Origin of the sequence: Aldersonia kunmingensis, from assembly GCF_001646865.1 — a bacterium.
Lineage (GTDB): Bacteria > Actinomycetota > Actinomycetes > Mycobacteriales > Mycobacteriaceae > Aldersonia > Aldersonia kunmingensis.
In genome coordinates this window covers 1-23,507 of sequence record NZ_LRRB01000013.1, presented here as the reverse complement: position 1 = coordinate 23,507, position 23,507 = coordinate 1, and the positions used below count along the sequence as shown (strand labels likewise).

Below are 23,507 nucleotides of genomic sequence, written 5' to 3'. Positions count from 1 at the left end.
TCATACTGCGGCCAGGCAGTTCACTCCGACAAGATCTGGAAGCTCCGCTCGGCGAGCAGCACCGGCCGCTCGGCCAATTCCTCGATGTCGACGTCCTGGTCACCCATCGCGCCATCGCGGAAGCGCTGGTAAACGCCCTCGGCGATCGCAGCGAGCCGCCACAGCGCGAACGCGTGGTAGTAGTTCAGATCGCTCAGGTCGCGCCCGGTCGTCTCCGCGTAGCGAGCGCACACCGCGTCGATGTCGAGGAAGCCATCGGCCGGATCGGGAACCCAGCCGCCGGCGCCGGGCACACCCCACGCGGCCAGCCAGCCCACGTCGGCCATGACATCGCCGACTGTCCACATTTCCCAGTCCAGCACCGCACGAACGTGTCCGTCGGGACCGATGATGAGGTTTCCCGGGCGGTAGTCGCCGTGCACCAGACCGGTCCAGCGCTCGGCAGGGATGGCTCGGGTGAGCGCGTCATGAAGTTCGATGAGAGGCCCCGACGTGATGCCACCGGCCTCGAGTTGACGGTGCCAGCGCCGCAGCTGCCGTTCCAGATAACTTCCGGGCCTGCGGAATTCGGCGAGCGGGCCGGTGTCCGTGTCCACCGCATGGATCGCCGCGAGGGTGTCGACGATGTCGATCGACGCGAATTGCCTTGCAGACGGCTCGATTCCGGCCACAGTGTCGTCGCCGTCGAGAATGACGCCGTCGACGTAGCGCATGACATAGAAGTCGGCGCCAGTGACCGCCGGGTCGGTGCAACTGCCGACCACCGGTGGTACCGGCACCGGCGTGTCTGCGATGGCGTCGAGCACCCGCCACTCCCGCACAACGTCGTGCGCGGTCGAGAGCAGATGCCCAGTCGGAGGTCGTCGCAAGACCCAGTGCCCGCTCGCAGCGTCGCGGACGTGATAGGTGAGATTGGAGCGGCCGCCGGCGATCAACTCGAATTGCAATGGCGCCGTGACGTCGTCGACGTGTTCGGTGAACCAGGCCGTCACCGACGCATGGTCGATTCCAGGAACCTCGACCGCATTCGACATACGAACTCCGCTCAGCTCGACGTGGTGTGCGGAACCTATACCCCGTCCGACCGCCGGCGAAAGGGCCTCGGCGCTAGGCGACGGTGATCGAGCGGTTGTGCCAGCCCGTCGCGCCGCCAGGAATGGGCGGGGTGCGCTCCTCGACTTGCACGTTTCCGTCGAGATCGGTGGCGCGGACCTGCAGTGTGTGCAGGCCGGGCGTCGCCTGCCATTGCCACGTCCACTGACGCCAGGTGTCGATCGAGTACTGCGGCGCCAAGGTAGCGAGATTCCAGGGGCCGTTGTCGACACGCACCTCGACCTTGGCGATTCCGCGGTGTTGAGCCCATGCCGTGCCGGCGACCAGAACCGAACCCGCCGCGACCGGCGCGAGGGCTGCCGGTACCTCGATGCGAGACGCGGTCTTGATCGGTGCCTGCGCGCCCCAGCCTCGTTTCGTCCAGTACGCCTCGGCACGGTCGAATCGGGTGATCTCCCAGTCCACCACCCATTTCGTCGCAGACACGAAGCCGTACAGACCGGGCACTACCTGCCGGACCGGATACCCGTGTTCGAACGGCAGCGGTTCGCCGTTCATCGTCACCGCGAGCAATGCGTCGCGCCCGTCCCGCAGCACCGCCAGCGGAGTGCCCGCTGTGAAGCCGTCCGAACTCTTGGAGAGGAGCATGTCGGCATCGGGTGAAATGCCGACCTGCTCGAGGATGGATGCGATCGGATATCCGGTCCAGGTGGCGTTGCCCGCCAGGGGGCCACCCACCTCGTTGGACACGCAGGTGAGCGTGATGACGCGCTCGATCGGAGTTCGAGCGGTGAGGTCGTCCCAGCTCAGCGTTAGTTCCCGATCGACCATGCCGTGAATGCGCAACTGCCATTCGTCGGTCGTCAGCCGCGGCACCTGCAGTGCGGTGTCAATCCGGTAGAAGCTGGCGTTCGGTGTGACGAAGGTGCTGACGCCTGGGACTGCCACGTCGGTACCGGCCGCGATCGCGGCCGCACGGTCGCGCGCGGCTATGAACGGGAGCCGGAAATTGCGGCGGTTCTCGATGGCATTGTTCAGTTGCTGGGCAAGGAACCGGCCGGTCGCGGCGCTGCCTGCGGCAACCGCCGCGGCAGTCGTCGCCAGTACGAGAAACCGGCGGCGGGAGAAGTCCGGGGCTGCCTCCGCCACGGGTGGCCGGGCGGACGCGGTGAGCAGCCGCAAAACCGTGATGCCCGCGACGACTCCGACCAGGGTCGGTAGTGCATAGAGCCAGGTCGCGCCAGGGCGCTGCAGGGCGGCACCGGCGGCGACAAGGCCGAGGATGGCGAAGATGATGCTGCCGAACGGCCGGTTGGAACGCTCGAGGACGCCGGCAACGGCCGCGACCAGGACAGTCGCCGCTCCCATGCCGACGAACAGCGCGAGTTTGTCGTTCGTGCCGAACGTGTCGATGGCGAACTGACGCGCCCAAGCCGGGGCGCGGTCGACTGCTGTCGCGCCGATCGCGAGCAGCGGGGCAGACGCGGGCGCAATTAGTACGGACACCAATTGGCCGACGCCGAGGATGGTAAGGCCCGCGAGCACTCCGGCCGTGGCGCGTGCGACCACATGCCGACGACGCCTCGGACTGGTTGTCGCAGAAGATGTTTCGTCAATTGTGTGCGTCATGGTGGCACCTTCCGCCGACTTTTCCCGTATTCGGTGCGGGGGTTGCCAGCGGATGGGTGCGGCCGATGACTTCGCTGCCGCGCAGCATTTTTCGAATCGCGCCCATCCGGCATGTCGAGCGCACCGAATGACTGCTGACCGATCAGAAAGGTGACGGCAAACCGGCCGTCCCAGCCGAAAGTGGTGAAATCCAATGCAGAAGCGACGAATGACGGCTGCCGCCGTCAGCCTGTCGGCGATCGCAGTCCTGGGGCTGTCGGCCTGTTCCTCCGACGACTCTGACTCGTCCGCCGATCCGACACCGGCGTCCGGCATGACCTCGGAGATGTCCTCGGATACGGGTATGACGGCCGAACCGGCGGCGAATCTCGTCGGGCCGGGCTGCGATGAGTACGCGCAGGCAGTGCCGACCGGCGCCGGATCGGTCGAGGGTATGGCGCAGGATCCGGTCGCCGTGGCGGCATCGAACAATCCGCAGCTGACGACGCTCACCGCCGCGGTATCCGGACAGCTCAATCCGCAGGTGAACCTTGTCGACACGCTCAACGGCGGCCAGTTCACCGTATTCGCCCCGGTGGACGCGGCGTTCGCGAAGATCGACCCGGCGACGATCGAATCTCTGAAGACTGATTCCGCGACCCTGACCAGCATCCTGACCTACCACGTCGTGCCCGGTCAGCTTGCTCCCGACCAGGTGGCGGGCCAGCATCCGACCGCCCAGGGTGCGCAGCTCACGGTGACCGGTTCCGGTGACGAGATGAAGGTCAACGACGCCAATGTTATCTGCGGTGGAGTCAAGACCGCGAATGCGACTGTGTACCTGATCGATACGGTGCTGATGCCTCCGGCGCAGTGACCCTCGGGTGGTTGGCCCGCTCCGGAAACGGAGCGGGCCGGCCGCGTGCGCGGAACCCCCGATTCAGTTCGCTGAAGTTGCTGCTTCCCAACCGAATCCGTCGGGATCGGTGACGGCTGAATCCCCGCCGCCGATCACGACTCGGTGCGAGCCGCTTCCTTCGATGTCGACACCGGCATCCTTCGCGAGACCCTTTCGCCCGTAGAGGCCAAGCGTGATCCCCTGAGCGGGCTGGGTGAACTGCACGTACTTGCGGCCGTAGGCCTTTGCCACCTCGAGACCGTGGTCGACGTAGAACTGCTTGCTCGCGGCCACGTCGTCGGCGCCGAGAAGAATCACCAGGTCATCGGTGGTGCGCAGGGGCGCGCCAGTGGGCTTCTTCTTCGACGAGGCGATCTTCCACAGGCTTCCGTCCGGGCCCTCGACGACGCCACCGTAACCCCAGAAGGACTTCTTCGCAGGCTTGATGACCTTCGCCCCGGCCTCAATCGCGGGTTCCATGAAGGAATCGACGACCGCAGAGTCGGCGACGACGAGGGAGACCACGAAGCCGCGGAACCCGGCCGTATCAGCAGTCGACTGCCGGAACCGGACTCGATCGCCCAGCCCGAAAGCGCTGTCGTAGAACCGCTTAGCTGCCTCGACGTCCGGCACTTCGAGGGTGATGTGATCGATTGTCGTTGTCATGGTTTCAACGGTAGGAGGGTCGGAAGCGCGTTGCTTCTTGATTCCTGATCGATGTGTCGGACATGTTCAGGAAGCGCCGGCCAAGGACTCAGCCCACCTCGGCCGCGATCTGCCCGGACTTCACCGCGGCAACCAGTTCGGCGTGATCGGCTTCGGTGCGATCGGCATACCGCACAGCGAATCGACCGATTGACTCGTCCAGGTCCTCATCGCCTTCGAAATATCCGGCGAGCAGCCGCGGGTCGAGCGAACGGGTGTGCGCCCGCGCGAGCAGCGCGCCGGCCAGTCGGCCGTAATCGTCGAGATGATCGCGTGCGAGACGCGTCGGGTCGATATCGCCCTTCAGATTGCGGAACTGCCGAACGGTGTATGGCTTGCCGTCGATTGTGGTCCAGCCGAGCAGGATGTCGGTTTCTGCCTGCACCAACCGGGCGCCCTGAACGATGCGCTTGCCCTCGTGCTTCGGCGCGTCGTGCTGCAGAAATGGCGCGAGGGCCGACGGCTGCGCCTGTTTCAACTGCAGCACCAGCACCTCGTCCGCGTTGCCAAGGAGCAGTGCGACATAGCTGCGTAGGCCGACACTGCCGGTCCCGACGATGCGAAACGCGATGTCCGCTACCGAGAATCGGGTGATCAAGTTTCGGCGGGATTCCCGCAGGGTTTCGACGTAGCCTTCGAGGCCGTCGATCACCGCGTCCGCTGCGGCGCTGTCGACGCGGCGCAGGATGGGCGGGTCCTCGATGAACCGGCGCTGCCGAATACCGGTTGCGTGATCGTCGAGGTGTTCGGTCCATTTCGCCGCGACTTTTGCGCTGGTGTTGCGCCTCGCCTTCTCCGAGGCCTTCTCGAAGTCATCGAGCAGCGCGTCCGCTCGGACTCGTTCGACGACCGATTTATCTGGCAACGCATTCCAGGACCCCATGAACGGCAGGTCGGCGAGCGCGCGAATCGTGCGCCGGTACGACTTCACCGCGTCTTCGGCGGCGTCGATGCACCCGGCCTCCGTCACCCCGCCCTCCCGGCCGGCGAGTACCAGGCTCGCCGCGAGCCGTTTGAGGTCCCATTCCCACGGTCCCGGTGCGGTTTCATCGAAATCGTTGATGTCCATGACGATTTCGCCATCCGGTGTGCCGTAGAGGCCGAAGTTCGCCGCATGCGCGTCGCCGCACAGTTGCGCGATCAGCCCGTTCGCCGGGGAGTCGGCGAGGTCGGCCGCCATCAGGCCTGCCGCGCCGCGGAAGAACGCGAAGGGCGATTCGATCATTCGGCCGATGCGCAGCGGGATCAAGTCAGGCAGTCGGCCCTCATTGCTTGCCTCGATGAACGCCATGACCTCGGGCCGCTCGGCGCCCTCGGCAGGGTGATCGTGCGCGCCGGCCGGGACGGTCGCACGCAACGTGGACCCGCGGGCGAACACGGCGTCACCGCCGACGCGGTTGCGCAGGTCGACCCGTGCGCGGTGCTGTGTCATGCAGGCACAGTAGACCTCACGCCGCGACCCCGCCGAGCGCGGCCGGAGGTGTCCGGATTGAGCGCCCGCGCCCACTTTTCGGCGCCGCGCGCGGGATGCCGCTCGAAGGCGCGAAAAGTGGGCGCGCATGTTCAGAAGCATCCGGCGAAGCACCACAAACCGCATACCTAGAGCTGCTAGGCTCATAACTAACAGCTCTATGTATAGGAGCCGCGATGCATATCGAAAAAGACCTGGTGGCGGCCTCGGCCACTCCGCTCGTGCTCGGCATCCTCGCCGATGGTGAGTCCTACGGTTACGCGATCCTGAAGCGCGTCAACGACCTGTCGGGCGGGCGTATCCAGTGGACCGACGGCATGTTGTACCCCCTACTGCATCGGCTGGAACGGCTCGGGTACGTGTCTGCGTCCTGGGGCGTCTCCGAGACCGGCCGTCGCCGCAAGCATTACGCGATCACCGCTGCGGGGAGCGCGATGCTCGCGGAGCGGCGCAGTCAATGGGAGGTGGTCGCCGCGGCGCTCGATCAGGTGTGGCGCGTCGCCAAGCTTCCACCTGTGGTCGCCGAAGGGGGACTGTGATGGAGACCGAGGCGCAGCTGGAATCCCAGATCGGGCAGTGGCGCGGTTACGTCGAACGGCGCCAGGTCATCTCGCGTGCGGATACCGACGAGATGGAAGACCATCTGCGCAACCAGATTTCGGACCTCTCCGCTGTAGGCCTCTCCTCGGACGAAGCCTTCCTCGTCGCCGTCAAACGGATGGGCAGCGTCGACTCCATCTCCAGGGAGTTCGCGCGCGAGCACTCCGACCGGCTGTGGAAGCAGCTTGTCCTCATGCCCGCCGGCTCCGACGCGGATAAGCGCAGGCCCACGCGGGAACTGCTCGTCGTCCTCGCATTCGCCTTCGGTGCCGGCGTCGCGGTGAAGGTGGGGTTCGAAGCACTGGGCGATAACGGATTCGCGCGCAACGTCGGCCTTTTCGTGCTGCCGTTCCTCACCGGATATTTCGCCTGGAAACGCCGGGTAAGCATGCGGGTCGCGGCTCTGCTGCTGCTGCTGTACTTCGCCGTTGCGGCGGTGCTGCTGAACGTATATCCGTTCGCGTCGGACGGCACGACGGAGGTGGTCGCGGCCATCCACGCGCCGATCGCGCTGTGGTTCGCGGTCGGCCTCGCCTACGTCGGTGGCGAATGGCAATCCGACCGTCGGCGAATGGATTTCATCCGGTTCACCGGCGAATGGATCGTCTACCTCACGCTGCTCGCTCTCGGTGGCGGCGTCCTCATCGGCCTGACGATCGGCGCGTTCGACGCTCTCGGGACCGATGCCGAATGGGTGGTCGAGGACTGGGTGGTGCCCTTCGGCGCCGCCGGTGCGGTGATCGTGGCCGCATGGCTGGTGGAGGCGAAACAGAATGTGGTGGAGAACATCGCACCCGTCCTCACCCGGGTGTTCACGCCGCTGACCACCTTGATGTTGCTGGTGCTGCTCGTCGCGTTCGCGACGGCCGGCAGCCTTGTCGACGTCGACCGGAATCTGCTGATCCTGATGGACCTCATTCTCGTGGTCGTCCTCGGACTGCTGCTGTACGCCATCTCGGCCCGCGACCCGCAGTTGCCGCCAGATGCGTTCGACCGATTGCAGCTGTTGCTTGTGGTCAGCGCCTTGGCGGTCGATGTGTTGATGCTGATCGCGATGCTTTCCCGGATCGCGGAGTTCGGATTCACGCCGAACAAGACGGCCGCGCTCGGGCTGAACCTGGTGTTGTTGGTGAACCTGTCGTGGTCGGCGTGGCTTGTCCTCGGATTCATCCGGGGCCGAAGTGGTTTCGCCGCGACAGAACGCTGGCAGACGCGCTATCTACCGGTCTTCGGCGCCTGGGCGTTCCTGATGATCGCCGTGTTGCCGCCGCTGTTCGGTTTCGAATAGCCCGCTCAGGCAGAGATGGGTTCGAACTCCGCCAGCATCGCCTCGGGACTCTGATAACGGCGCCGAAGCAGTCGGAGGAGAAGCAGATCCCGGTGCGCGAATCGAAAAAGCCGGCCCTTGTGCACGTGCTTTCCGTAACGAACCTTCGCCGGTCATACGAAAGACCTGTGAACTCACATCGGATACGGCGGAATTGCACGGGATCGGACGGTCGAACAGGAACTGTCGTCCTCGCTTGATATTCAGTGAGCCGCAGTTCACGACGAAGGAGCAATATGGCACAGAGGTTCAACCCCCCACCCGGATGGCCGAGCGCGCCGGATGGCTGGCTTCCGTACGCGGGCTGGGCCCCCGATCCTTCATGGCCTCCAGCACCTGAGGGTTGGCAATTGGTGGTGGACGATCAGGCAACATCGGGGCTTGCAGGAATCGCCAGTCGGGTCAAGACGGCGACCGAGGACTTCGCACGACGAGCGTCTGCCGAGTCGGCTGCACTCGATGGCTCACCCGATGTTCTTTGGTCAGCCAAAGGCCAGCCACTTACTGGGATTGGCGGTGGCCGTTACCGACTGACCTCCACGACACTGTTCTTCGAAAGTGGCACTCTGACGACAAATGCCCAGCAGGTACCCACGAATCAATTGTTCGACATCGATCTGCGGCAGACGATCACGCAGAAGGCTCGGAATGTCGGCGACGTGGTAGTGCACGTACAGCGCGCGACCGGCGTGGAGGTTGTTGTTCTGAATGATGTGCCGAATCCGCGAGAGGCTGTGAACGTCATCAACGAGGCTGCCGCGCAGGCGCGCTACGTTGCGCACACGCTGGCGAACACTCGCCACGTCACATCCAACGCCGCGCCCGTGGCGCCAGTGCATACGGCCCCGGCGCAGCCGGCCCGCCCGGCTGCCGTGGAGACAGACGTTATTGCACAGATAACGCGGCTGGGCGAGCTACGTGACTCGGGCATCTTGACCGAGGACGAGTTCGCTCAGAAGAAGGCCGAGCTTCTCGCTCGAGTGTGAGAGATATCAGCGCCGAACCTGACTCCGGTGCCTTGAGCGTCCGCGCCCATTTTTCGTTGTCAGGGATGGGATCTTGCGTGAATGGTCGAAAAGTGGGCACGGACGTTCAGATCAGCACAGGTGCCCGCTCAGGCAGAGATGGGTTCGAACTCCGCCAGCATCGCCTCGAGTGCTGCTTGATCCGGACCGACGAATGGGTCGGCCAGGGGAACGTCGACGAGGTTGTCGAGCAAGGTCGTGACCGAACGCGTCGGCGGCAGGTGTGAGCTGAGAACCAACGTCGGGTCCGAGCGGAGCAACTCGGACAGTGCTCCCGCAAACCGCTTCGGGTCCACGTTGTGCACCCATGGGCTGTCGACGGTGGCCCATAGTTGCTGGCGCCCTTTGAGTTCCGCTTGCGGCATGTGCGCGAGATCGGATACGGCGGCATGGTCCGGACTCTCCATCACGGCGCCGAAGCAGTCCGAGGAGAAGCAGACGCCGGTACGCGTATCGAAGAAGCCAGTCGTCGCCGGGCTGTCGAACAGCGGAGGCCGGAAGGCGGCAAGGCTGCGGTCGCCGACGTCGATGCGCTGGCCTGGATTGAGCAGGTAGACCCGATCCATCGGTAGCGGATTCTCACAGGACAGGATTCCGACGCCGAGGAAGGTGGTGATCACCCGTGCCTCGGGGGCGGCCTCGAGCAGGTCGTACAGCCCGCCGGTGTGGTCGCGATCGGGGTGGGTGAGGTAGATCCACTTCACGTCGGCGGGGTCGATCACCGACGAAAGGGTGCTGAGGAAGTCGCGGTCGGGCGTGCCCACGCCGGTGTCGACGACGACGGGCTGTTCGGCGTGCAGCACGAACGCGTTGATCGGGAGGTGGCCGAGGGCGGGTATCTCGAATTGGTCGTTGAGCACAGTGACGTCGTTGCCGAGGCGATGAATGTTCATGGGAGTTCCTTTGCATCAGAAGGGGACTGGGGTGGATAGGAGACCGGTTCCGGGCTCGCGCCCGGACAGAATTCGGGTGAATTCGATTGCGTCGAGCTCGATTTCGGGTCCATCGCCACCGCGGGACCACTGGCCGCCGGCGGGGCCGGTGAGGTGCAGGGTGTAGGGCTTGCCGTGCCGAGAAGCCCACTCGGACACGACGTCGGCGACGAGGACGCCGTCGTGCTCGGGGGTGAGGACGAGTTCGGCGCCGGTGGCGCGGGTGATGTCGATGCGGTGCATCCAGGGATCGCGGGTCAGCACGATGTCATTGAGGAATCCGATCGTCCACGACTCCGCCACGCCACAGAACTCGCCAGGCATCAGAAACTGGCGCCGCCGGATGAGTCCGGGCGCGCGCCGTCGGCTGCGGGCGGCTTTCGGTGCGCGCGTGGCGAACCGCGCGACGATTTCGGCGGGCGGCATGCCGGAGCGCTCGTTGACCTGGAGCCCGGTGAGTGCGTCGATGAAGACCCCCGTCGAACGCCGGCCCGCTTCGCGCATCTGGCGGCGTTGTTCCCGGAGGCTCGCCGACATTTCGACCATTCCCAGCATGTGCGCAGCGAGGTCGCGCACGGTCCAGGCCGGACACTCGGTGGTGGCCGCCCACTGTTCCGGCTGTAGCGATCGCAGCAGGTCGAGCACCCGTTGGTATTCGTTGGCAGCCAATGTCATTGCCACGTCCCGATCCAGATTCGGGGTACGCGGCGCGGTGCGATCGGGGTCGGTGGTGGTCATTCCTCGGCGCCCCTCGGTTCGATTCCCACTGCGTGGCAGAACAGGTCCACGAGCCTGGGAAGTTGGTCCCGCCAGCGATTCCCACCGGGATCGTTGGCGAGTTGTTGGTTGACGAATCCACTGGTGACACCGGTCCAGAGGTCGAGGTCTTCCTGGCTGGTCACCCCGACCGTCGCCATGATCGACCGCAGTCGTTCGTACTGGCTCAGGGATGCGGCGTAGGCGGTCTCGCTCGGTTGGAAGTCGGGCAAGGCAGGCTGGTTCATCAGCTGATACCTCGCTGCGTCCGCGGTGGCGAAGTCGAAGTACACCTCCGTGCTCATGAGCAATGCGGCGCGCGGATCGTCGGGCAGTGACATGGCGGCAAAGGCCTCGCCCAGTTGCGTATACGCATCGGTGAACATCGCGTCGAACACGGCGTTCTTCGATTCGAAGTGCGTATAGAGCGACGGGGGACGCATCCCGATCCGGTTCGCGATCTCGCGCAGTGTCACCGCGGCGAGTCCTTCGGATCGGGCGATATCCCACGCCGTATCGACTATCTCCCGTCGGGTGGCCTCACGTCGTTCGGCACGCCTATCCCGATTAGGCAAAACTGTCATGGTTAGGAGTGTGATCCCCATCACTAGGCCTGTCAAGGGGTTCGAGGGACTCGAATAGTCGAGAAATACCCTTCTCAATTGTGGAGAGAGGCCTTCTCACTCTCGCCTAACGGGCCTATTCTCTGGCCATGACGAACACGCCGTACCGGGTCGTTCAGTGGACGACGGGCAACGTTGGTAAGAGCTCGGTGGCAGCGATCGCTGCGAACCCGAGCCTGGAACTAGTCGGCTGTTACGCCTGGTCGAAGGACAAAGTCGGGCGCGATGTCGGCGAACTCGCGGGTATCGAGCCGCTTGGAGTGACGGCGACCGACGATGTCGACGCGCTGCTCGGGCTGCGTCCCGACGTCGTCGTCTACAACCCGATGTGGATCGACGTCGACGAGCTCGCGCGCATCCTGTCCGCGGGAGTGAACGTCGTATCCACGGCGTCCTTCATCACCGGGCACAACCAGGGCGCGGGCCGCGACAAGATCGCGGAGGCGTGCAAGACCGGTGGGTCGACCATGTTCGGTTCCGGCATCAGCCCCGGCTTCATCAACCTGTTGGCGATCGTCTCGGCGGGCATCTGCGACCGGGTTGACAAGGTCACCGTCAGCGAGGCGGCCGACACGACGTTCTACGACTCGCCCGCGACCGAGAAGCCGGTGGGCTTCGGACAGCCGATCGACCACCCGGACCTGGCCGCGATGACGGCACACGGTACCGGTGTGTTCGGCGAGGCGGTCCGGATGATCGCCGATGCGCTCGACGTCGAACTCGACGAGGTGCGCTGCGACGCCGAGTATGCGCAGACCACGGCCGATCTCGATCTGGGCTCGTGGACGATCCCGGCAGGCTGCGTCGCGGGCGTCTATGCGAGCTGGAAGGGAATCCGGAACGGCAAGACAATCGTCGAACTGACTGTCCGGTGGCGCAAAGGCCAGACGCTGGAACCGGATTGGAAGATCGATCAGGACGGCTGGGTACTTCAGGTCGACGGCCGCCCGACCGTGCGCAACGTCGTCAGCTTCCTGCCGCCACCGGACTTCCAGGCCGAGACGCTCGAGGACTTCATGGTGATCGGCCACATCATGACGGCGATGCCGCCGATCAACGCGATCCCCGGAGTTGTCGCCGCCGAGTCCGGCATCGTCACCTACACCGACCTGTCGCTCGTCCTCCCGCGCGGCGTCGTCCCAGTCGATTAGTCCCGACGGCACCGCACCCCGGGCGTAACGTCGGTGCGGTGCCGGATCTGCATCCCGACGTCGCCCCGCTCGCCCCGCTGCTCGGCACCTGGGCGGGTACCGGAAGCGGCGAGTACCCGACCATCGATTCGTTCGAATACCTCGAGGAGATCACCTTCGGTCACGTCGGCAAGCCGTTTCTCGCCTACGGCCAGCGCACGAAGGCTGCCGACGATGGCCGTCCGTTGCATGCCGAGACCGGCTATCTGCGGATGCCCACGCCCGGCCGCGTCGAGTGGGTTTTCGTGCATCCGACCGGGGTGACCGAGATCCAGGAAGGCACGTTCACCGTCGAAGGGGGCACGATCGCGCTCGACCTCGTCAGCGCACAAATCGGGCTCACCGCGACTGCGAAAGAAGTGGACGCGCTGACCCGTTCGTTTCGTGTCGTAGGTGACGAGATGACGTACACCGTGGAGATGGCTGCGGTCGGACAGCCGCTGCAACACCATTTGTCGGCGACCCTGCGCCGGCAGTAGAGAAGGAGCACGGATGAGCGACGAGCAGGTCGTGTACACGCTCGGCCCGGATGACGAGATCACCCAGTGGTACAACATCATCGCGGACCTCCCGACGCCTCCGCCGCCGCCGCTGCACCCCGGCACGCATCAGCCGGTCGGTCCGGACGATCTCGCACCGCTCTTCCCACCGGAGTTGATCGCGCAGGAAGTCAGCAGTGAGCGCTATATCGACATCCCCGGTCCAGTCCTCGACGTCTACCGTCAGTACCGTCCGTCACCGCTGTATCGCGCGCGGCGCTGGGAGAAGGCACTCGACACCCCGGCGCGCATCTACTTCAAGTACGAGGGTGTTTCTCCGGCCGGCTCGCACAAGGTCAATACCGCGGTGCCGCAGGTCTACTACAACAAGATCAACGGCATCAATCGGCTCACCACCGAGACCGGCGCCGGGCAGTGGGGCACAGCCCTCGCGTACGCGAGCGCTCTCTTCGGCGTCGAATGTGAGGTTTGGCAGGTCGGCGTCTCGTACGACACAAAGCCCCAACGCCGCACGCTCATAGAGGTTTTCGGCGGTACCGTGCACCGCTCGCCGTCGCGGCTGACCGAGGCGGGCAAGTCCTACCCGGAGGGACACACCGGTTCGCTCGGCATCGCGATCTCGGAGGCCGTAGAGGTCGCCGCGCAGGATCCGGCCGCGAAGTACGCGCTCGGGTCCGTCCTCAATCACGTACTGCTGCACCAGACGGTTATCGGCGAAGAGGCGTTGAAGCAGCTCGCCAAGGCCGGCGAGGAGAAGGTCGACGTCCTGCTCGGTTGTGCCGGTGGCGGATCGAACTTCGCTGGGCTGTCCTTCCCGTTCCTTCGAGAGAACCTGGTGAACGGGGCGAGCACGCGCATCCTCGCGGTCGAGCCGTCGTCCTGCCCGACGATCACGCGCGGCGAATTCCGCTACGACTTCGGTGACACGGCGGGCATGACGCCGCTGATGATGATGTACACCCTCGGCCACGACTTCGTGCCATCGCCGATCCACGCCGGTGGCCTGCGCTATCACGGCATGGCGCCGCTGGTCTCGCATGCCGTCCACGAGGGCTACATCGAGGCGGTCGCGCTGCACCAGACCGAGTGCTTCCAGGCTGGTCTCGAGTTCGCACGCACCCAGGGCATCGTTCCGGCGCCGGAATCCTCGCACGCGCTGGCCCAGGCGCGCCGGGAGGCGATCGCGGCGAAGGAGGCCGGAACGGAGAAGGTCATCGTCATCGGCCTGTCCGGCCACGGCCTGCTCGAGCTCGGCGCCTACGAGCAGTACCTGAGCGGGACGCTCGCCGACGACCCGCTTTCCGAGGATGAGCTTCGGGCGGCGCTGGCGGGGGTTCCCGAGGTGGCCTGACGCGCATCCAGTTGGCCCTCGGATCGGTGCCGAAGGTCCCTACCCGCCGAGCTGGCGCGGTGCCATTGTCGAATGTGACTTCTTCCATCGGAGATGAGCACGATGACACGGCACACACAAGCCGACCCAGGAACGCTCGAGCAGGCGATCACCCTCGCCACCCGCGCCCCCTCGGTACATAACACCCAGCCGTGGCGATGGCGCCTGGTCGACGACCGGATCGATCTCTTCGCCGACGACAGCCTCATGCTGTCGGCCGCGGACAGCGACGGCCGCGAGCTGCTGCTCAGCTGCGGCGCTGCGTTGCACCACCTGCGCACCGCCTGCGCCGCCGCGGGATGGGCGACCGAGGTGGAACGTATGCCGCGGCTGTTCCATCCGACGCATCTGGCGACCATCCGCCTCACCGAACATCGCCCCACTTCCGACGAGTTGTCGCTGGCGGATGCGATTGTGCAGCGGCGCACCGACCGCCGCCCATACGACGCGCATCCCGTTCCGCCCGATCAGTTGCAGGCCGTGCTGGCCGCCGCGACCGGAACGGGCGCGCTCGCCAGGGAGATGTCGCCGATCGAAGGCATCTACCTCGGCGCTGCGCAGCGCGCCGCGGCACGGCGGCACGCAGGCGATCCCGACTATCGACTCGAACTCGTCATGTGGAGTGGTCAGGAGTGCACCTCCGACGGCGTGCCGGCATCGAACTGCGTTGCACCGCAGGGGAATGCACCACTGCCCGCGAGGGTTTTCGTGCAGGGTGCGGCTGCAGACGACGAATCCGCGCCGATGGATTACGCGTCGCTCATCGTGATCACAACCGAGTCCGACGACCCCACCGCGCGGCTGCGTGCCGGCGAGGCGATGAGCGCAGCGATGCTCGAGGCCACCCGGCTGGGCCTGGCGACCTGCCCGGTGACAGAACCGCTGGAATGCCTCGACATTCGCGCCGATATCCGCCGAGAGCTGCTGGACGACAAGGCCTACCCGCAGATGGTCTTGCGCGTCGGGTATGCGCCCGCGGGTGAGGTCGAGCCGACACCGCGTCGCCGGGTTGCGGACGTACTCATGAGCGGCTGAACTCGGCTCCCCCCTGCCCGCGACGGCCTCGGCTGCCGCGGGCAGTGATTTTTGGCAGAGTTGGTCGCATGGAACTGCGGGTCTTCACCGAACCACAACAGGGCGCGACCTACGACGATCTGCTCCGCGTAGCGCAGGCAGCAGAGCAACTCGGATACGGTGCGTTCTTCCGGTCCGATCACTACCTGGCGATGAACGTCGAGGGCCTGCCCGGCCCGACGGACGCCTGGATCACGCTCGCGGGGCTTGCCCGGGAGACGTCGAGCATCCGGCTCGGCACCCTTGTCACCTCCGCGACCTTCCGCTACCCGGGACCGCTCGCGGTCGCGGTGGCGCAGGTCGACGCGATGAGCGACGGCCGGGTCGAACTCGGTATCGGGGCGGGCTGGTTCGAGGCCGAACACAAGGCATACGGCATCCCATTCCCGTCGCTGGGCGAGCGGTTCGATCGCCTGGAGGAATCACTCGCGGTGATCACCGGAAAGTGGGAAACCCCAGTAGGACAGAGTTTTTCGTACGACGGCAAGCACTTCCCGGTGACCGGCTCGCCTGCGCTGCCGAAACCGGTGCAGCGTCCGCGGCCGCCGATCATCATCGGCGGGATGGGCAAGAAGCGCACGCCGGCGCTTGCGGCACGTTATGCCGACGAGTTCAACATGCCGTTCGTCCCGTTGGAGACCACCCGCGAGCAGTTCGGCCGTGTGCGCGAGGCATGCGCTGCCGTCGGACGGTCCGCCGACGAACTGGTCTATTCCAATGCGCTGGTGCTGTGCTGCGGCCGCACCGAGGAGGAGATCGCCCGGCGCGCTGCTGCCATAGGCCGTGAGGTCGATGAGTTGCGCGCGAATGGTGCCGCGGGCACGCCCGCCGAGGTCGTCGACAAGCTCGGCAACTACGGCGACCTGGGCTCCACCCGCATCTACCTGCAGACCCTCGACCTGTCCGACATCGAGCACCTGGAACTCGTGGCGTCCGAGGTCATGCCTCAGCTCGACTAGGACTCACTGGATGGGCGAATCCGGCGGCGCGATGCCGATCCCGGCCTCGGGCTCAACGGCGCTCACCCCCGGAATGCGAGCCAACGCCGCAATCGCCTCGCGGTCCACGGACCCGGTGATGATGCCCAAGGTGTCAAGCACCGACGACACCGTCAGTCCCGCCGCACGCGCCTGCTCGGCGATGTCATGGACATCGCCGAGCGCGGCATCGTCGATCGTGATGGTCACCCCGATCGGACTCGTCATGGGTGGTGTGACCTCCCTGTCGCGAGTCAGCGTGGTGCCTGAACCAACCCGGCACCAACATCGGACGACGGCAGCGGGAGCCTGCGGGCATTCTGCGTGAGCAGGGTCCATAGGTCGCGGCCACGTTTGCCGGACTGCTGGCACCATAGCGCGGCGATTCCGGAGACGTGTGGAGTCGCCATCGAGGTGCCGTTGATCGCGCGGTGACGTTTCGGCAGGGGCCACGACGAGAACACGTTGACACCCGGCGCCGCGATGTCGATCTGGCCGCCCTCCACGTCGCTGCTGCCTGAGGAGAACGCCGCCACCAGTTCGGTGGGATCGATCGCGGCCACCGCCATGATCGTCGAGCTATTGGCGGGGATACCGACGAATCCGGGGTCGCCGGGTCGTCGAGCATTGTTGCCTGCCGCCGCGATGATCAGCGTGCCTGCGTCGAGTGCGCGCCGACCGACCGCCTCGTAGGCCATCGACTTCCGCCGCACATCGGCACCGAGAGACATCGAGATGACGTCGCAGTCGTTGTCGATCGCCCACTCGATCGCAGCGAGGATGTTGGCATCGCTACCGGATCCGCTGTTGGAGAGCACCTTTCCGGCAAATATCTCCGCGGCATGGGCAACGCCGTAGCGACGCACTCCCTGAGGCTGCTTCGCTCCGCAGGAGGTGCCGATGCAGTGTGTGCCGTGGCCGTTCGCGTCCTGCACGTCTTCGCCCGGCACGAACGACCGGCTGGTGATCTTGCGTCCGGCGAAGTCGGGATGCTTCAGGTCGAATCCGGTGTCGAGCACGGCCACCTTGACGCCGGTGCCGTCCACGGACGAGCCGAGGACAGCTGTCGCCGCGAGTCCCCAGGCGTGCGCATCGGAATCGGCCCACACCTGGCTCAGCACGGGTGCAGCGAGCGGATGGTGAATCAGTTCCGGTTCGACGGAGAGGATGGGGCTGTCGGTCTCCTGGGCCGCTTGCAATGCGACCGTCTGCCGTGGATCGGCATCGACAACCGCGATGCGTAGCCGGTCGAAAACGGTTGCGGGCGAGGTGGAGAGCTCGTCCGTACCGCCGGCGCGCGAACGCAGCTCGCTTGCCGAGGCGACCTCGGAAATCCCTGCGACACTGCGCAGCTCGCGAGCTTGGGTGTTGAAGTCGGCGCCTTCGGCGAACACCACCACGAACCGTCCCGTGGTTTGTTCGCCGGCGCCGAGCGGACTTACGCCGGTGTTGTCGTCGTCGAAGATCATTGTTCTCTGCCTTTCGGATGCCGTCGCGGACAATTACCACTGTGAGTTCCGCGGAGCCGAAAAGCAGGCGTAGTTCACTACCCGAATAGCGTTGTCCGGGTACTCATTCGATACGCGAATACCTGCCTGCGCAGGTGCGCAGTTAGACGGCCAGGCGAGTGGACAGTTCGGCGAGCGACTTGCCGGCGAAATCGTGCCAGTAGTGCGCGAACGCCGAAATCACAAAGCCGGGAACGGCAGCGCGCGGGTGTACCGTCCACTGCCAGCTCACGTTGGTTCCGGTGCCGTCTGGCGCGAAACTCCAGAGCCCGTCGACAGCGGTGAACAGCAACGACATCGGGCCCTTGACCTCGGCGAGGCGGTAACCGAACGAGTTCGGCGCGTCGACGCTCGTCAACTCCTCGCGTACGCTTCCGCCACCCTGCAGCAGGATCGTCCGGGTTTGGCCGACCGTGCCCCATTCGCCGTCCTGGTCGCGGATCTCCTTGATCGGCGGAATCGGCCCGCTTCGGTGCCGAAACAATTCCGGTAGCGGGAAAACGATAGTGCCGTGGTACGCGTCAGCGAGCGGAAGCGAAATGGCGCGCGACTCTTCGAGGGTTCGGGGCGAGGCCATGTCCCGATGGTAGACCCGTCAGACGAATACGTCCTGCTCGCGCAACAATTCGCGCGCGGAGCCGCTGAACGCGATTGTTTCGAGCGGGTCGGCTGAGATATGGACGCCGAGATCGAGGTGGGTCAGCTCTGCAATCCGGCGCACAGGTACCTGGTAAGTGTGGTACGCGCCGAAGGTGAATTCCGCTGGGCCCATTGTGAATTCGTCGAGCAGTGCTTCCTGGCTGAGCAGATAGCCGGTCGAGGACAGGGTGCCGTCCTCCTTGACCACCGACACCACCTTCCAGAACTGGCGGGGCAATTCGATGCCGCGATAGGGCACATCGCCGTCGGCGAGCACTGGCCCTGTCAGCACGCTGACCTTCAGATCGTGGGTATCGGTGTTCCGCAGTACGTAATCTTCCAGGCCGACCCACAGCGTGGCTCCGGCGTTGAATTCGTGATGCTGCGGAGTGCAGTTGGTGAAGTGGAAGGTGTCGTCGTTCGCAGCCTTCGCGGCCGGTCCCCAGGCCGGGTCGAGCCGACGCACCAGATGGCCTCGATCCAGGTCGTTTTGCCGGTAGAGCGCTTCGTCGGTTTGTTCGTCCGCCGCGATGCGTGGGTCGCGGATCCAGCGGTCCGGCTCGCGGGCGAGCTGCTGCGCTTGGCCGCCGTCGATGTTCACCGCCGTGAACAGCGCCATCCGGCGTTTGCGGTGCATGACGACGCTGAAGTGGTGGTAGCGCAGCTCGGCGGAAACAAACCCGGACAATGACGCCGCGGGGGCGGGTAGCGGCAGTGTCACGGCGAGGAACTTCGGGTCGTAGCCGGCGCGCGTGGAGTAGTCCGGATCGATCGAGATCGCGGCGATGTCGACGGTGGTCATGGCGTTCCTCCCGGTTGGCGTGCGTATCGGGTAGGAAAAGTGTGCGAGCCGCCGTCGCGCGGGGCGTGAGTAGCGCACTACTCGAAATCGCGCGGCGCATCCGGGCGCTACCTGGGGGTTGTGCCGATCACACCTTTGCGACTAGAACGTGTTCTAGCATGGCGCTAGCGGGTGGCGCCTGCCGACGAGGAGGTCAGTGGTGGTCTATCGAGTCATTCAGTGGGCAACCGGAGGGGTCGGGCAGGCCGCCGTACGTGCCATCGTGGCGCATCCGGAGCTCGAGCTCGTCGGCTGCAAGGTCTACAGCGATGACAAGGCGGGCCGCGATGTCGGCGAGATCGTCGGCATCGGGCCGCTCGGCGTCGCCGCGACCAAGGACACCGACGAGTTGCTGAGTCTCGACGCGGATTGCGTCGTCTACTCCCCGCTCGTTGCGGACAAGAAGGAAGTCGCGGCGCTGCTGGCGTCGGGGAAGAACGTCGTCACACCGCTCGGCTGGTTCCTGCCCAGCGAGCGAGATGCCCGAATCGAGGCGACAGCCGTCGAGGCAGGGGTGTCCCTGCACGGCACCGGGCTCGACCCCGGCGGAATCACCGACCTCATCCCGATGGTCTTCTCGTCGCTGTCCTCGTCGGTGACGTTCGTGCGGGCCGAGGAATTCTCCGATATCCGCAGCTACAACGCGCCGGACGTGGTGCGCTCGATCATGCAGTTCGGTGCGACGCCCGATGAGGCGATGTCGGGCCCGATGCTCGGGTTGCTCGGCGCCGGCTTCGCCCAGTCGCTCCGGATGATTGTCGAGGCGCTCGGTTTCGACCCGAACGCGGAGATCCGGCCGAACCTTCAGGTCGCGGTCGCGACTGCCGATATCGATTCGCCGATCGGTCCGATCAAACCGGGACAGGTTGCGGCGCAACGGTTCCAGTGGGATGCCGTGGTCGGCGACGATATTGTCGCGAGCGTTGCCGTCAACTGGCTGATGGGTGAGGAACACCTCGACCCGCCGTGGGAGCTCGGCGCAGAGGGCGAGCGCTTCGAAGTGGAGCTGCACGGTGATCCGTCGATCTCGGTGCGTATCAAGGGATTGCAGCCGGAGACGCCCGAAGAGGGCCTTATCCGAAATCCGGGCATCGTGGCTACCGCGAACCACCTGGTGAACTCCGTCCCCTACGTCTGCGAGGCGGAGCCGGGTATCAAGAGCTACCTCGATTTGCCGGTCATGAGCGGGCGGGCGGACAAGAAGCTCTCCGGGAAGGCGTGACCGGTCAGCGGCGCGGCTTCAGAAGTGACCGCGCCGCGCCGATGACGACGTTCACCAGCACCGAGCCGATGCTGTAGCGGTCATGCCACCCGACGATCCGGCCGTCGACGATGTCGAACCGGGCCCACACGAAGAACGACGCCTCGATGCGCCGGAAGCGCAGGTCGTCGATCCGCTCCACGAGCACCGACCCGACGTCTTCGGCGATGTGGGTGATTCGCGCGGACAGCTGGACTTGCAGTGCAAACTGCCGGGTGAGCAGCCAGCGCACCCGCTCGCGGCCGCGGATCACCGGCCAGCCGGTGTTGCGCCACACCAGGTCGGGATCGACGAGTTCGAGCGCCTCGTCGATCTCGCCCATCTCCAGCGCGTGTAGGAACTCGCGGACAACGGTGATCGAATCCTGCGGTAGATCGACCGATTCACTCATGTGTGCACCTCACATCCGAAAGGTCAATCGACCCAACATCTTTCCTGCTTGATCAGAACCCGGCCGGCGGACGTGATCTTCACTTCGCATTCATCGAGGTAATCCTCGGGCGCACGGCCGTCGAGTTCGGCGAAATGGGGCCGGAGTTTGCGCATTGCCTCGTACACCGCGCGAATCTCGTTGTCGGTGAAGGCATGCGGGCGCTTTGGGTCGCCCGGATGCAGGTTGCTCTCCCGCTCGTAGGAGATGTCCTGCCGTTCGACGCCGTCGAGAACGTCGTAGTTGCCGTCGATCCAGGTATCCGGCGTCGCGCCTGCCTCCGGATTGGTCACCAGGTTCTCGCCGAACTGGGTCTCGCCGGTGATCGAGAAGAATCCTGCGAGATCACGGTTGACCCGCACCACTCCGTTGGCGAGTTCGTTGTCCTCGTTCGGCGTGACAAGCACGGCCATCGTCACTGAACCGACATCGAGATCGACATTGTGCCAGGTCAATTCGGCCAGTGCGCGGTCGTTCCACACCGATGCCCAGACGTACTGAAGCGAAGCCGCGATGGCCGATAGGCAGTTCTCTGCCGTCTTATCCGCCTTCGTTCCGGGCTTCCAGCGCGCGGTGTCCGAGTCGAATGCGCCGGCCATGTTAGGTAAGGCACCGCCGGAATCCTCCACCACGGGCGACGAGGAGCGCAGCCGCGCGCTGCGTGCGTACGGGTGCAGGTCGAGATAGGGGCGCACGACCTGCTCGAGCAGGTTCTTTCGGAGGCTCTTGGGCAGCTCCGCCTCGACCATGGCCTTGCGAAGCTTGGCCAGCGCGCGGGTCCGCCAGACCGGGTCGTTGAAACGCGAGTCTCCGATCATGTCGTGGGCGCGATCGGCGAACTTGCGGCCCTTGCCGTCGACGGCTTTGCGCATGAACCGGACGTACCAGTTCGCCGGAATGCCGATCGTCTCGGCGGGTGCTATCACTTGCGGCGCACCGGGTTCGGTGAGTGCGAAGGTGCCTGCAAGATGCAACCGAGACAGCTCGACCACGCCACACGTCTTGCGGCCATATGCGGCGAGAGCGGCGGCTTCCCACCCGCCTTCGGGCCCGACGACGCGCTCGGCGAGATCGGCGTAGCCGCGTGCGCTGTTCTCACCGAGGTTGGGAGACAAGCGAACCCGGCCTTTCGGCTTGACGCGATCGATGTATTCCTTTGCCTGCTCCGAGGTCGCCTCCACGACACTGGCGTCCTTGACGTCGGTGACCACCGAGACGAACTTGCCGGCCAACCCGCGCAGCGAATCGAGCTCGGCCGCCGTGAAGGACTTGTAGAAGTACGGGGTGTCGTCCTGGCGATACTTGATCCCGAGATGTGAGTTGTAGGTCTGCACGGTGGTCGTGAAGATAGCCGCGACCGGAGGTGCGTCGGCGGGGACATCGCCGAGGAATGCGACAGCCTCGGTACGCGACAGCACTGGTACCGCGGCACCGGGTTCGACGATGACGAGTTTGCCGACGGCGGTCCCCACGGACAGTGCGATATAGCCGAGCCCGCGCGAGATCTCCAGGTTGGTGCGCACGGTCAGCCCGGCCGCGACGATCTGAGCGCGCAGCTCGTTGACAATCCGTTGCTGGATCGGGCCACCCGGCCGGAACGCGAGATCGCTGCCGGGCGGGAGGAACGCCAGTCCGCCGCGCAGGATGTCGCGGGTCTGGGAAAGAAGCGTGACGTCGAACTTGTCCGTCGGCCAGTAGCTGAAGCAGATCTGGCCGCGTTTCCCGGTGGCCGGGTCAACGAAGCTGTCGTAAGAGGTCACCGTGCCGGGGATGAAATCCCGATCGGGCCGGTTGTAGGCGCGCTGGTTGAACTCGGCGTTGTCGAGCGGACCGTTCAGGGCTCGCTGATAGAAGTCGAAGTGGAACGCGAACTCCGGGGGGAGGAAGTACAGCTGTTTCTCGGTGCGATCGATCAAGAACTTGAGTTCGGTGAGCGCTCCGGCAGTGACGGTCGCTCCCGTTTGGAACAGCGCATCGAACTCTGCCCGGGTATCGATGCGCTGGATGATCTCGCCCGAATCGGTCGTGAGCATGACGTGATCGTTGCACGGGTATGCCTAGGCGCGCTGGCAGGATGATGCGAATGTATGACTACTGCGTGATCGGCGGCGGGATTGTGGGCGTCGCGACCGCCGTACGCATCCTCGCGGAGCGGCCCGGCGCAGCGCTGGTGCTGCTGGAGAAGGGCGACGCGCTCGGCAGGCAGCAGACCGGTCACAACAGCGGCGTCATCCACTCGGGCATCTACTACCAGCCGGGCAGCCTCAAGGCCGAGCTCTGTCGGCGCGGTGCCGCGGCTACCAAGGAGTTCGCGGCCGAGCACGGCATCCCCTTCGAGGAGTGCGGGAAGCTGCTGGTGGCAACCAGCCCGATCGAGATGGAGCGGATGACGGCGCTGTACGAGCGCTCGAAGCACAACCAGCTCGACGTCGAGGTTGTCGATCGTGCCGAGCTGGCGCGCCGCGAACCCGCGGTGGCCGGCCTGGGCGCACTGTTCGTGCCGAGCACCGGGATCGTCGACTACCGGGGGATTACCGACAGGTTGGCTGAGCAGGTGACCGCGGCGGGCGGGCAGATAGCGCTGCACAGCGAGGTCACCGCGATTGCCGAGACCGGGGACCGGGTGGAGGTGTCCGGCCCGACGGGCTCGTGGCAGGCGAAGCAACTGGTGGTCTGCGTGGGCTGCAGGCCGATCGGCT

General features: G+C 65.6%; 24 protein-coding genes. 11 read left to right on the top strand and 13 right to left on the bottom strand.

Annotated features, from left to right (window positions below):
• Positions 1-20: 20 nt before the first annotated feature.
• Together A8G08_RS01495 and A8G08_RS01490 are read right to left on the bottom strand one after the other, a co-directional pair.
• On the bottom strand, positions 21-1,034 hold the full coding sequence (locus A8G08_RS01495) for a phosphotransferase family protein (protein WP_068269294.1): 1,014 nt from the start codon (positions 1,032-1,034) through the stop codon (positions 21-23).
• A 73-nt stretch (positions 1,035-1,107) separates the two neighbouring features.
• Positions 1,108-2,682, bottom strand: coding sequence for a molybdopterin-dependent oxidoreductase (locus A8G08_RS01490; RefSeq protein ID WP_068269292.1), 1,575 nt, complete (start codon positions 2,680-2,682; stop codon positions 1,108-1,110).
• Positions 2,683-2,890: 208 nt separating this feature from the next.
• Between A8G08_RS01490 and A8G08_RS01485 the strand changes: the two genes are divergently transcribed.
• On the top strand, positions 2,891-3,538 hold the full coding sequence (locus A8G08_RS01485) for a fasciclin domain-containing protein (protein ID WP_084435859.1): 648 nt from the start codon (positions 2,891-2,893) through the stop codon (positions 3,536-3,538).
• A 63-nt stretch (positions 3,539-3,601) separates the two neighbouring features.
• Here A8G08_RS01485 and A8G08_RS01480 read toward each other — a convergent pair whose 3' ends face one another.
• Together A8G08_RS01480 and A8G08_RS01475 are read right to left on the bottom strand one after the other, a co-directional pair.
• Positions 3,602-4,225: a VOC family protein gene (locus A8G08_RS01480; protein WP_068269289.1), complete on the bottom strand. Its 624-nt coding sequence runs from the start codon at positions 4,223-4,225 to the stop codon at positions 3,602-3,604.
• Between the two features lie 88 nt (positions 4,226-4,313).
• A complete protein-coding gene (locus tag A8G08_RS01475) occupies positions 4,314-5,696 on the bottom strand; it encodes a DUF2252 domain-containing protein (protein ID WP_068269288.1) in 1,383 nt (460 codons plus the stop codon).
• Positions 5,697-5,911: 215 nt separating this feature from the next.
• Here A8G08_RS01475 and A8G08_RS01470 point away from each other — a divergent pair, with 215 nt between their 5' ends.
• The 3 genes from A8G08_RS01470 to A8G08_RS27740 all read left to right on the top strand — a co-directional run bounded on the left by A8G08_RS01470 (position 5,912) and on the right by A8G08_RS27740 (position 8,648).
• A complete protein-coding gene (locus tag A8G08_RS01470) occupies positions 5,912-6,274 on the top strand; it encodes a PadR family transcriptional regulator (protein ID WP_068269286.1) in 363 nt (120 codons plus the stop codon).
• Positions 6,274-7,623 carry a permease prefix domain 1-containing protein gene (locus A8G08_RS01465; protein ID WP_068269284.1) on the top strand — a complete coding sequence of 450 codons (1,350 nt, stop codon included), beginning with the start codon at positions 6,274-6,276 and terminating at the stop codon, positions 7,621-7,623. Before A8G08_RS01470 ends, A8G08_RS01465 begins: the two co-directional genes overlap by 1 nt.
• Positions 7,624-8,015: 392 nt before the next feature.
• On the top strand, positions 8,016-8,648 hold the full coding sequence (locus A8G08_RS27740) for an SHOCT domain-containing protein (RefSeq protein WP_245672560.1): 633 nt from the start codon (positions 8,016-8,018) through the stop codon (positions 8,646-8,648).
• A gap of 128 nt (positions 8,649-8,776) precedes the next feature.
• Here A8G08_RS27740 and A8G08_RS01455 read toward each other — a convergent pair whose 3' ends face one another.
• Genes A8G08_RS01455 through A8G08_RS01445 form a run of 3 tightly spaced genes read right to left on the bottom strand, consistent with a single transcriptional unit; the run spans position 8,777 to position 10,959 of the window.
• Complete coding sequence (locus tag A8G08_RS01455; protein ID WP_068269281.1) at positions 8,777-9,580, bottom strand: oxygen-binding di-iron domain-containing protein; 804 nt, start codon at positions 9,578-9,580, stop codon at positions 8,777-8,779.
• A gap of 15 nt (positions 9,581-9,595) precedes the next feature.
• Positions 9,596-10,357 carry a maleylpyruvate isomerase family mycothiol-dependent enzyme gene (locus A8G08_RS01450; protein ID WP_068269279.1) on the bottom strand — a complete coding sequence of 254 codons (762 nt, stop codon included), beginning with the start codon at positions 10,355-10,357 and terminating at the stop codon, positions 9,596-9,598.
• The gene (locus tag A8G08_RS01445; RefSeq protein WP_169823247.1) at positions 10,354-10,959 is read right to left on the bottom strand and encodes a TetR/AcrR family transcriptional regulator; all 606 of its coding nucleotides are present in this window, start codon (positions 10,957-10,959) and stop codon (positions 10,354-10,356) included. The genes A8G08_RS01450 and A8G08_RS01445 overlap by 4 nt, the downstream gene beginning before the upstream one ends.
• A gap of 128 nt (positions 10,960-11,087) precedes the next feature.
• On the opposite strand from A8G08_RS01445, the gene A8G08_RS01440 reads away from it, so the two are divergent.
• From A8G08_RS01440 to A8G08_RS01420, 5 genes are all read left to right on the top strand, one after another.
• Positions 11,088-12,149, top strand: a complete 1,062-nt coding sequence (locus A8G08_RS01440; RefSeq protein ID WP_068269275.1) for an NAD(P)H-dependent amine dehydrogenase family protein — start codon at positions 11,088-11,090, stop codon at positions 12,147-12,149.
• Positions 12,150-12,187: 38 nt separating this feature from the next.
• Positions 12,188-12,667, top strand: a complete 480-nt coding sequence (locus A8G08_RS01435; RefSeq protein ID WP_068269273.1) for a peroxynitrite isomerase — start codon at positions 12,188-12,190, stop codon at positions 12,665-12,667.
• 13 nt (positions 12,668-12,680) lie between these two features.
• Positions 12,681-14,039 (top strand): TrpB-like pyridoxal phosphate-dependent enzyme, encoded by a 1,359-nt coding sequence (locus A8G08_RS01430; RefSeq protein ID WP_068269271.1) that lies wholly within the window; start codon positions 12,681-12,683, stop codon positions 14,037-14,039.
• A 102-nt stretch (positions 14,040-14,141) separates the two neighbouring features.
• Complete coding sequence (locus A8G08_RS01425) at positions 14,142-15,113, top strand: Acg family FMN-binding oxidoreductase (protein WP_068269331.1); 972 nt, start codon at positions 14,142-14,144, stop codon at positions 15,111-15,113.
• A 68-nt stretch (positions 15,114-15,181) separates the two neighbouring features.
• Positions 15,182-16,111, top strand: a complete 930-nt coding sequence (locus A8G08_RS01420) for an LLM class F420-dependent oxidoreductase (RefSeq protein WP_068269269.1) — start codon at positions 15,182-15,184, stop codon at positions 16,109-16,111.
• A gap of 3 nt (positions 16,112-16,114) precedes the next feature.
• On the opposite strand, the gene A8G08_RS01415 is transcribed toward A8G08_RS01420, so the two are convergent.
• The 4 genes from A8G08_RS01415 to A8G08_RS01400 all read right to left on the bottom strand — a co-directional run bounded on the left by A8G08_RS01415 (position 16,115) and on the right by A8G08_RS01400 (position 19,078).
• Positions 16,115-16,357 carry a hypothetical protein gene (locus tag A8G08_RS01415; RefSeq protein WP_068269267.1) on the bottom strand — a complete coding sequence of 81 codons (243 nt, stop codon included), beginning with the start codon at positions 16,355-16,357 and terminating at the stop codon, positions 16,115-16,117.
• A 26-nt stretch (positions 16,358-16,383) separates the two neighbouring features.
• Positions 16,384-17,598, bottom strand: coding sequence for a S8 family peptidase (locus tag A8G08_RS01410; protein WP_068269265.1), 1,215 nt, complete (start codon positions 17,596-17,598; stop codon positions 16,384-16,386).
• Between the two features lie 142 nt (positions 17,599-17,740).
• The gene (locus A8G08_RS01405; RefSeq protein ID WP_068269263.1) at positions 17,741-18,214 is read right to left on the bottom strand and encodes an SRPBCC family protein; all 474 of its coding nucleotides are present in this window, start codon (positions 18,212-18,214) and stop codon (positions 17,741-17,743) included.
• An 18-nt stretch (positions 18,215-18,232) separates the two neighbouring features.
• Positions 18,233-19,078, bottom strand: a complete 846-nt coding sequence (locus A8G08_RS01400) for a DNA/RNA non-specific endonuclease (protein WP_084435856.1) — start codon at positions 19,076-19,078, stop codon at positions 18,233-18,235.
• Positions 19,079-19,277: 199 nt separating this feature from the next.
• On the opposite strand from A8G08_RS01400, the gene A8G08_RS01395 reads away from it, so the two are divergent.
• Positions 19,278-20,339: an NAD(P)H-dependent amine dehydrogenase family protein gene (locus A8G08_RS01395; protein ID WP_068269329.1), complete on the top strand. Its 1,062-nt coding sequence runs from the start codon at positions 19,278-19,280 to the stop codon at positions 20,337-20,339.
• A 4-nt stretch (positions 20,340-20,343) separates the two neighbouring features.
• On the opposite strand, the gene A8G08_RS01390 is transcribed toward A8G08_RS01395, so the two are convergent.
• Positions 20,344-20,769: a limonene-1,2-epoxide hydrolase family protein gene (locus tag A8G08_RS01390; protein ID WP_068269261.1), complete on the bottom strand. Its 426-nt coding sequence runs from the start codon at positions 20,767-20,769 to the stop codon at positions 20,344-20,346.
• A 23-nt stretch (positions 20,770-20,792) separates the two neighbouring features.
• Complete coding sequence (locus tag A8G08_RS01385; protein ID WP_068269260.1) at positions 20,793-22,841, bottom strand: PEP/pyruvate-binding domain-containing protein; 2,049 nt, start codon at positions 22,839-22,841, stop codon at positions 20,793-20,795.
• Positions 22,842-22,891: 50 nt separating this feature from the next.
• Here A8G08_RS01385 and A8G08_RS01380 point away from each other — a divergent pair.
• A partial coding sequence (locus A8G08_RS01380; RefSeq protein WP_157108353.1) for an FAD-dependent oxidoreductase occupies positions 22,892-23,507 on the top strand: 616 nt, incomplete at its 3' end.

What these genes read in the sequence shown, in the direction of transcription:
- A8G08_RS01425 (WP_068269331.1), top strand. Translation starts at nt 14,142, where the DNA reads ATGACACGGCACACACAAGCCGACCCAGGAACGCTCGAGCAGGCGATC.
- A8G08_RS01400 (WP_084435856.1), bottom strand. Translation starts at nt 19,078, where the DNA reads ATGACCACCGTCGACATCGCCGCGATCTCGATCGATCCGGACTACTCC.
- A8G08_RS01450 (WP_068269279.1), bottom strand. Translation starts at nt 10,357, where the DNA reads ATGACCACCACCGACCCCGATCGCACCGCGCCGCGTACCCCGAATCTG.
- A8G08_RS01490 (WP_068269292.1), bottom strand. Translation starts at nt 2,682, where the DNA reads ATGACGCACACAATTGACGAAACATCTTCTGCGACAACCAGTCCGAGG.
- A8G08_RS01415 (WP_068269267.1), bottom strand. Translation starts at nt 16,357, where the DNA reads ATGACGAGTCCGATCGGGGTGACCATCACGATCGACGATGCCGCGCTC.
- A8G08_RS01440 (WP_068269275.1), top strand. Translation starts at nt 11,088, where the DNA reads ATGACGAACACGCCGTACCGGGTCGTTCAGTGGACGACGGGCAACGTT.
- A8G08_RS01390 (WP_068269261.1), bottom strand. Translation starts at nt 20,769, where the DNA reads ATGAGTGAATCGGTCGATCTACCGCAGGATTCGATCACCGTTGTCCGC.
- A8G08_RS01445 (WP_169823247.1), bottom strand. Translation starts at nt 10,959, where the DNA reads ATGACAGTTTTGCCTAATCGGGATAGGCGTGCCGAACGACGTGAGGCC.
- A8G08_RS01385 (WP_068269260.1), bottom strand. Translation starts at nt 22,841, where the DNA reads ATGCTCACGACCGATTCGGGCGAGATCATCCAGCGCATCGATACCCGG.
- A8G08_RS01455 (WP_068269281.1), bottom strand. Translation starts at nt 9,580, where the DNA reads ATGAACATTCATCGCCTCGGCAACGACGTCACTGTGCTCAACGACCAA.
- A8G08_RS01470 (WP_068269286.1), top strand. Translation starts at nt 5,912, where the DNA reads ATGCATATCGAAAAAGACCTGGTGGCGGCCTCGGCCACTCCGCTCGTG.
- A8G08_RS01475 (WP_068269288.1), bottom strand. Translation starts at nt 5,696, where the DNA reads ATGACACAGCACCGCGCACGGGTCGACCTGCGCAACCGCGTCGGCGGT.
- A8G08_RS01485 (WP_084435859.1), top strand. Translation starts at nt 2,891, where the DNA reads ATGACGGCTGCCGCCGTCAGCCTGTCGGCGATCGCAGTCCTGGGGCTG.
- A8G08_RS01495 (WP_068269294.1), bottom strand. Translation starts at nt 1,034, where the DNA reads ATGTCGAATGCGGTCGAGGTTCCTGGAATCGACCATGCGTCGGTGACG.
- A8G08_RS01430 (WP_068269271.1), top strand. Translation starts at nt 12,681, where the DNA reads ATGAGCGACGAGCAGGTCGTGTACACGCTCGGCCCGGATGACGAGATC.
- A8G08_RS01480 (WP_068269289.1), bottom strand. Translation starts at nt 4,225, where the DNA reads ATGACAACGACAATCGATCACATCACCCTCGAAGTGCCGGACGTCGAG.
- A8G08_RS01465 (WP_068269284.1), top strand. Translation starts at nt 6,274, where the DNA reads ATGGAGACCGAGGCGCAGCTGGAATCCCAGATCGGGCAGTGGCGCGGT.
- A8G08_RS01405 (WP_068269263.1), bottom strand. Translation starts at nt 18,214, where the DNA reads ATGGCCTCGCCCCGAACCCTCGAAGAGTCGCGCGCCATTTCGCTTCCG.
- A8G08_RS01420 (WP_068269269.1), top strand. Translation starts at nt 15,182, where the DNA reads ATGGAACTGCGGGTCTTCACCGAACCACAACAGGGCGCGACCTACGAC.
- A8G08_RS01410 (WP_068269265.1), bottom strand. Translation starts at nt 17,598, where the DNA reads ATGATCTTCGACGACGACAACACCGGCGTAAGTCCGCTCGGCGCCGGC.